The organism is Roseateles sp. FW301-B2, from assembly GCF_058788955.1.
The window spans coordinates 444,529-451,977 of the sequence record NZ_JBYTBE010000001.1 but is presented as its reverse complement, the minus strand read 5'-3'; the positions used below and the strand labels follow the sequence as shown (position 1 = coordinate 451,977).

Here is a 7,449-nt window from a genome sequence, read left to right as displayed (position 1 = left end):
CTGGTGCGGCTGGCAGGATTCGAACCCACGACCCCTTGGTTCGTAGCCAAGTACTCTATCCAACTGAGCTACAGCCGCCGAAGCCTTAGACTATAGCATGCTTTTTATCGCATACACAAGCTAAGCGCTTGATTTTCAATTTTCACATCTCTCTCGAGAACCAGAAAAACAAAGCCAGTGAAAGCTCACTGGCTTGGTAAATCTGGTGCGGCTGGCAGGATTCGAACCCACGACCCCTTGGTTCGTAGCCAAGTACTCTATCCAACTGAGCTACAGCCGCTGAAGCTGTCTAGTATAGCCTGAAATGAACGGGCTCGGCAAGTCTTCAAGCCAAGGTGGCCGCGGCCTCGTGGCAGCGGGCGCGCCGCTCGGCATCACCATCGCGACCGGCCAGATCGGCCAGGGTCAGCCAGCTGCGGCGGCGTGCTGCCACCGAGAGTGCGCGGTCGCCACCCGCCTGCTCCAGCATCAGCCGCGCCTTGCCCCAGAGCTGGCGCTCGGCCAAGGCATGGCCCAGGGCGTAGGCCATGTAGTTGTCGCGCGGGAAACGCTGCGCGGCTTGCTCCAGGCGCTGCAGCCATTCGGGGCCCATGCCGGGCATGCAGACCACCAGGGCCTCGGCCAAGGCCACGCGCTCATCGGCGCCCAGCTCGGCAATCTCCTCCCAAGCCGGGCGCAGCCAGCCGCGCCCATCGTCCGGCGCGCCCAGCGCGGCCGCACATTGCGCCGCGCGGGCGGCCACGAAGACATCGCGCCGATCGGCCGCATCGAGGTGCTGCCAGATGCTGCGCAGCTGGTCCACATCGCGCGCCGATTCCAGCGCCTCGAAGGCCAGCGAGCGCAGCAGGCCCTGCGCCGCCAGCTTGGAAAAGCCCTGGTGCTTGGCCAGCAAACGCGCCGTGCGCAAGGCCTCCAGCGGCTGCTTGGCCATGCGCGCGGCCTGCAGCTTGAGGCGCAGGGCCTGGGTGCGGCGCGCCACGCCGGGGCTCAGATCGCTGAGCAGCGCCAGCGCGCGGCCGGCGTCGCGGTCGTCCAGCGCCCATTCGGCGGCCAGCAGGCGGGCGCCCTCTTCCTGCGCCTTGGCCTGGGGCGAGCGCTGCGCCAGTTCCAGGGCCAACTGCAGTTGTTCGTCGCGGCGGCGCTTGTCCTGCATGCGGTGCGCGCTCTGCGCGCCCAGCAGATGGCCCAGCGCCATGAAGCCGGCGTCCTGAGCCAGATCGGGCGTCTGCGCCTGGATGCTCAGCGCCTTCTGCGCGGCCTTCTGGGCGCGCCCGTAACGCGCGCCGAAATACTCGCCCAGCGCATCGCGTAGCGCCAGCTGGGCGCTGCGTTCGCGCTGCGCCAACCGCCACTCGCGCGCGCGCCGCGGCAGGGTGGTGAGCGAATCGATCGCCTTGATGACCGTCACCAGCGCAAAGCAGCTACCCACCAGGGTGAGCAGGAACAGATTCAGCGAGACGTCGAGGCGCCAGCCATTCCAGTAGAAGCTGGCCAAACCATCGTTGCTGCCCAGGGTCAGGGCCGCCACCACCGCCACTGCGAACAGCAGCACCAACCAGATCACCGTGCGCATGGGGATCGGGCTCCGGATCAGCGGCCCGCGGCGGCCAGGGCCGCCAGCGTGTCATCGGGGCGTGGCACCGCCACCTGGCGCGCCTGACCCACCACCTGACGCAGCAACTCATTGGCCGCCGCGACCTTGCGCGAGCGCGCATCGAAGTAGCGATCCAGCATGCCGAGGGTGTCGCGCAGGTCGCTCTGCGCGGTTTCAAACTGCCGGCTCAACAGCGCCAGCCTGGCGTTCAGCAAGCGCAGCTTGATGTTCTCGCGCAGGAAATAGGCCTGCTCCGGCGCCATCAGCATGGCCTCGGGGTGGTTGATGCGCGTCACCCGCAAGAGCGACTTGGCTTCCTGCCAGGCCAGCCCGGCGGTCTCGCCCCAGCGCTGCTGCACCAGCTCCCACCAGCCGGCCATGCCGGGCTCGATCGGCTTGGCGGCGGGCTTTGGGGCTGGCTTGGTGTCAGGTCTTGCCTGGCGCGCCACCGCGGGCTCGCCGGCCTTGTCGGCCGCGGACAGCAGGGGCAGCTCATCGACCAGTCGCACCACCTCGTCGAGCTTGATGCTGAGGGTGGAGACGTCGACCACGCTGATCGCCTTGACGCGGTCCAGGTCGCGCACCACGGCGCGGCGCACACCCTCCAGGCGCGGCTGCTTGTAGCGCACCAGGCGCTCGTCGGCCTGCTTGAGCGCGGCCACCAGGGGCTCGGCGCTGCCGGTGATGCTGGTCTGCTGCAGGGCCACCCGCAGCGAGGCTTCGATATCGCCCACCACGTTCTCGTCGCGCGATCTCGACATCGATTGAATCAGCTCTTCCAGCTGGCCGCGCTGCAGCGAGACCTCGGCCAGGCGCGCGTCCAGCAGGGCCACCTTGGCGGCGGTGTCGCGGCTCAGGTCCTGCGACTGCTTGGCCTGGTTGGCGGCCTCCTGGGCCGCCGCCTGGCTGCTGTCCTGGCGGCGCACCAGCTCCTGCTCCAGATTGCGCAGCCGGCTGTTGCTCTGCCAGGCCAGCACCAGGGCCACCAGGGTACAGACCGCCAGGCCCGCGGCCAGCGCCGGCATCAGCATCGAAGGGCGCGAGGTGGCCGCTGCCAGGGGCTGCGGCACCGCGTCTTGAAGGGGGTTGGGAAGCTCGCTCACGTTGGCGCAGATTGTAGGGTCCGCACCTAGAGGCTTCGCAGCGCCGCGGCGATGGCGCCGGGCTCGGGTCGCGCCAAAACCACATGCCCACATCCGAGGGCTTTCGCGCGCTCGGCAATGCGCTCATGGGTGGCGATCGCCAGGCTGCGCGACCAGACCGCGCCGGGCCCGGCCAACTGCTGCAGATGGCCGATGGCCTCGGAACTGCTGAACAGCCAGACCATGCGCTCGGGCGCGGCCAGCGCGGCGTCCAGCAGCCCCCGCTCAGCGGGGTCCAGCTGCGGACAGGCGCGCCGGTAGACGGAGATCTGCCGCACCTGGGCGCCGCGCTCCTGCAGGCGCTCGGCCAGCCAGTCGCGCCCGCCGTCGCCGCGCAGGATCAGCGCCAGCCGGCCGGCCCAGTCGCGCCCGGCCAACAAGGGCCAGAGATGTTCGGAGTCGAAGCTGGCCGCGTCCGCCGGCGGTTGCACGATCAGCTCGGCCGGCACGCCCGCCGCGCGCAAGGCCTGGGCACTGCCGGGGCCGACCGTGGCCGCCAGCGTCGCGCCCGGCCAGGCCATGCCGGCGGGTTGGGCCGCGAAGAAGGCGGCCACCGCATTGGGGCTGACGAACATGGCCAGCGCCGCCCGCGGCAGCTCACGCCAGGCCAGCGCCGCGGCGTCCGGCGCCATGCCGGGCTGGATGGCGATCAGCGGCAGCACCGCCGTCGGCACGCCCTGCGCCGCCATGCGCGCCACCCAGTCCTCGGCCTGGGCGCGGGGCCGCGTCAGCAGCAGCGTGCGCTCGCTCGAGCCCGGCTGCACGACCACTCAGGCGGCCGCCAGGTAGGCGCTGGCGCCCTGCTCGCGCAGCGCCTGCGCCACCCGCTCGCCCAGCGCGCGCGCCTCGGCCTCGTTGCGCGGCTGGCCGCGGCCCAGCGTTTTCAGCAGCGGCTTGTCATGGTGCTCGGGATGGCCCAGCGCGGCGGCGAGCTGCAACTCGCCGCCCTCCCATACCGCGTGCGCCGCCAGCGGCATGCTGCAGCTGCCACCCAGGGCGCGCGACACCGCGCGCTCCGCCTGCGTGGCCAGCCAGGTGGGTTCGTGCATCAGGCCGGCAAGCTGCTGGCTCAGTGCCGCGGCATCGGCGCGCACCTCCAGGCCCAGAGCGCCCTGGCCGGCGCAGGGAATCATCTCGTCCACCGCGAACAGGCTGCGGATGCGCTCAGCCAGGCCCAGGCGCTTGAGCCCGGCGGCCGCCAGCACGATGGCGTCGTAGCCGCCCTCGTCCAGCTTGCGCAGGCGCGTGTCCAGATTGCCGCGCAGCGGCTCGATGCGCAGATCGGGGCGCAGATTCTTCAGTTGCACCACGCGGCGCAGGCTCGAGGTGCCCACCACCGCACCCTGCGGCAGCTCGGCCAGGCTGGCGTAGCGGTTCGAGACGAAGGCGTCGCGCGGGTCCTCGCGCTCCAGGATGCTCACCAGGGCAAAGCCCTCGGGCAGGTCCATGGGCACATCCTTGAGCGAATGCACGGCCAGATGGGCACGGCCCTCTTCCAGCGCCGTCTCCAGCTCCTTCACGAACAGGCCCTTGCCTCCCACCTTGGAGAGCGCGCGGTCGAGGATCTGGTCGCCGCGCGTGGTCATGCCCAGCAGGCCCACATCGAGTTTCAGGCGTTCGGCCAAGAGGGCCTGCACATGCTCGGCCTGCCACAGCGCGAGGCGGCTTTCGCGCGTCGCGATCAAGAGTTGTTGCGTCATGCTCTCATGCTAGCGCAGCCCGGTGCGGCCCCATTCCGGCTTGCGCAAAGAAACTGTTAAAGTCGAAAACTGGTAACTTGGTTACACGCGCCTCATCTCCAACGCCCCAACTCCAGACCATGCCAGCCCGACCAGCCCATCCCGCGCCACGCGCCGTCAAGACGGCCGTCAACACAACCAAGGCCGCAGCCAAGGACAAGAACGCGCCCCTGATGCACGACATCCGCCTGCTGGGCCGCATCCTCGGTGAGGTGATCCGCGAGCAGGAGGGCCGCGACGCCTATGAGCTGGTGGAGCGCATCCGCAAGCTCTCGGTGGCCTTCCGCCTGAAGCGCGATGCACAGGCCGGCAAGAGCTTCGACAAGCTGCTGAAGAGCCTCTCGGGCGAGCAGACCGTGAGCGTGATCCGCGCCTTCAGCTATTTCTCGCACCTGGCCAATATCGCCGAAGACCGCCACCATGTGCGCCGCCGCGAGATCCACGAGCGCGCCGGCAGCCTGCAGCCGGGCTCGCTCGCCTATGCGCTGGAGCGCCTGCACGAGGCCGGCGTGCGCCCGGCCGAGGTGGCCAAGACCCTGCAGCATGGCTTCATCTCGCCGGTGCTGACCGCCCACCCCACCGAGGTGCAGCGCAAGAGCATCCTGGACGCCGAGCGCGCCATCGCCGAGCTGGTGGGCCAGCGCGACACCCTGCACACCGAGCGCGAGCTGCGCGACAACGAGACCCTGATGCGCGCCCGCATCACCCAGCTGTGGCAGACGCGCATGCTGCGCTACTCCAAGCTGACGGTGGCCGACGAGATCGAGAACGCGCTCTCCTACTACCACGCCACCTTTCTGCGCCAGATCCCCAAGCTCTACGCCGAGCTGGAAGAGGCCCTGCCCGGCCACGAGTTCAAGAGCTTTCTGCGCATGGGCCACTGGATCGGCGGCGATCGCGACGGCAATCCCAACGTCACCGCCGTGACGCTGCGCCATGCGATGAAGCGCCAGGGCGAGGTGGCGCTGCGCCACTACCTCACCGAGCTGCATGAGCTGGGCGCCGAACTCTCGATCTCGGCCCGCTTGGCAAGCATCAGCCCCGAGCTGCAGCTGCTCGCCGAGCGCAGCCCGGACCGCAACGAGCACCGCATGGACGAGCCCTACCGCCGGGCGCTCACCGGCATGTACGCGCGCCTGGCCGCCACCCTGCACGAGCTCACCGGCACCGAGGCGCTGCGCCATGCCGTGGCCCCGCAGGACCCTTATCTGAGCCCCGAGGAGCTGCTGGCCGATCTGCGCATCATCGAAAGCTCGCTGCGCAGCCACCATGCCGAGGCGCTGATCGCGCCGCGCCTGAAGCCGCTGATGCGCGCCATCCAGGTGTTCGGCTTCCATCTCGCCACGCTGGACCTGCGCCAGAGCTCCGACCAGCACGAGGCCGTGGTGGCCGAGCTGCTGAAGGCCGCGCGCATCCAGGCCGATTACAGCGCGCTCAGCGAGGCCGAGCGCCGCGGCCTGCTGCTGAACCTGCTGCAGGACGCCCGCCCGCTGCGCGTGATCGGCGCGGTCTACAGCGAGCGGGCCCAGGGCGAGCTGGCCATCTTCGAGGCCACGCGCGAGGTGCTGCAGCGCTTCGGCCGCGAGGCCCTGCGCCACTACATCATCAGCCACACCGAGTCGGTGAGCGATCTGCTCGAGGTGATGCTGCTGCTCAAGGAAGTCGGCCTGCTGCGCGGCACGCTGGATGGCGAGGCCATCAGCGACCTGATCGTCGTGCCGCTGTTCGAGACCATCGGCGATCTGCGCGAGGCCCCCGGCATCATGCGCGAGTTCTACGCCCTGCCCGGCATTGCCGCGCTGGTGCAGCGCTCGGGCGGCGAGCAGGACATCATGCTGGGCTACTCCGACTCCAACAAGGACGGCGGCGTGTTCACCAGCTCCTGGGAGCTCTACCGCGCCGAGATCGCGCTGGTGGAGCTGTTCGAGGCGCTCAAGGCCCAGCACCAGCCCGTCACCCTGCGCCTCTTCCATGGCCGCGGCGGCACGGTGGGCCGCGGCGGCGGCCCCAGCTACCAGGCCATCCTGGCCCAGCCCCCCGGCACGGTGAACGGCCAGATCCGCCTCACCGAGCAGGGCGAGGTGATCGCCTCCAAATACGCCAACCCCGAGATCGGCCGGCGCAATCTCGAGACCCTGGTGGCGGCCACGCTGGAAGCCACCCTGCTGCACCCCACCAAGAGCGCGCCCAGGAGCTTCCTCGAAGCCGCGCAGGCGCTCTCGGACGCCAGCTTCAAGGCCTACCGCGGCCTGGTCTACGACACGCCCGGCTTCGCCGAGTACTTCTTCGCCTCCACGCCGATCCGCGAGATTGCCGAGCTGAACATAGGCTCGCGCCCGGCCTCGCGCAAGGCCACCCGCGCCATCGAGGACCTGCGCGCCATTCCCTGGGGCTTCAGCTGGGGCCAGTCGCGCATCGCCCTGCCGGGCTGGTGCGGGTTCGGCTCGGGGGTGCAGGCCTTCCTGGGCAAGGAGCCGGCCCAGCGCGCGCAAAACCTGACCCTGCTCAAGCGCATGGTCAAGCAATGGCCCTTCTTCCGCACCCTGCTGTCCAACCTGGACATGGTGCTGGCCAAGACCGATCTGGACATCGCCGCGCGCTATGTCGAGCTGGTCGAGAACAAGCGCCTGGGCAAAAAGATCTTCGAGGCGGTGAAGGCCGAGTTCCAGCGCACCCAGGAGGCGCTGGCGCTGATCACCGGCGAGCACAAGCGCCTGGCCGCCAACCCGGCGCTGGCGCGTTCGATCGAGCACCGCTTCCCCTATATCGACCCGCTCAACCACCTGCAGGTCGAGCTGATGCGGCGCTACCGCGCGGTGGCGCCCGAGCAGCGCGCCGAGGACCCCAGCATGGAACGCGTGCAGCGCGGCATCCATCTGTCGATCAACGGCATCGCGGCGGGCCTGCGCAACACCGGTTGATTGCCCAGCGCCCCGCTCGTCCTGTAAGCTCGGCGCACCCCACCCCGGGTGCT

Annotated in this window: 5 protein-coding genes and 2 tRNA genes; 1 reads left to right on the top strand and 6 read right to left on the bottom strand. The window is 69.9% G+C overall.

Annotation, left to right across the window (positions count from 1 at the left end; all coding sequences use genetic code 11):
- Window position 1: 1 nt before the first annotated feature.
- The 6 genes from AC3WQY_RS01875 to hemC form a co-directional block, all read right to left on the bottom strand.
- Window positions 2-78, bottom strand: a tRNA-Arg gene (locus AC3WQY_RS01875).
- A 125-nt stretch (window positions 79-203) separates the two neighbouring features.
- Window positions 204-280: transfer RNA gene (locus tag AC3WQY_RS01870), tRNA-Arg, on the bottom strand.
- A gap of 45 nt (window positions 281-325) precedes the next feature.
- Window positions 326-1,573, bottom strand: a complete 1,248-nt coding sequence (locus AC3WQY_RS01865) for a heme biosynthesis HemY N-terminal domain-containing protein (RefSeq protein ID WP_492705315.1) — start codon at window positions 1,571-1,573, stop codon at window positions 326-328.
- 17 nt (window positions 1,574-1,590) lie between these two features.
- Window positions 1,591-2,697 carry a uroporphyrinogen-III C-methyltransferase gene (locus AC3WQY_RS01860; protein WP_285232810.1) on the bottom strand — a complete coding sequence of 369 codons (1,107 nt, stop codon included), beginning with the start codon at window positions 2,695-2,697 and terminating at the stop codon, window positions 1,591-1,593.
- A gap of 26 nt (window positions 2,698-2,723) precedes the next feature.
- The gene (locus tag AC3WQY_RS01855; RefSeq protein ID WP_492705313.1) at window positions 2,724-3,500 is read right to left on the bottom strand and encodes a uroporphyrinogen-III synthase; all 777 of its coding nucleotides are present in this window, start codon (window positions 3,498-3,500) and stop codon (window positions 2,724-2,726) included.
- 6 nt (window positions 3,501-3,506) lie between these two features.
- The gene (hemC, locus tag AC3WQY_RS01850) at window positions 3,507-4,436 is read right to left on the bottom strand and encodes a hydroxymethylbilane synthase (protein ID WP_492705310.1); all 930 of its coding nucleotides are present in this window, start codon (window positions 4,434-4,436) and stop codon (window positions 3,507-3,509) included.
- Between the two features lie 119 nt (window positions 4,437-4,555).
- Between hemC and ppc the strand changes: the two genes are divergently transcribed.
- On the top strand, window positions 4,556-7,396 hold the full coding sequence (gene ppc / locus AC3WQY_RS01845) for a phosphoenolpyruvate carboxylase (RefSeq protein ID WP_492705308.1): 2,841 nt from the start codon (window positions 4,556-4,558) through the stop codon (window positions 7,394-7,396).
- Window positions 7,397-7,449: the final 53 nt, after the last annotated feature.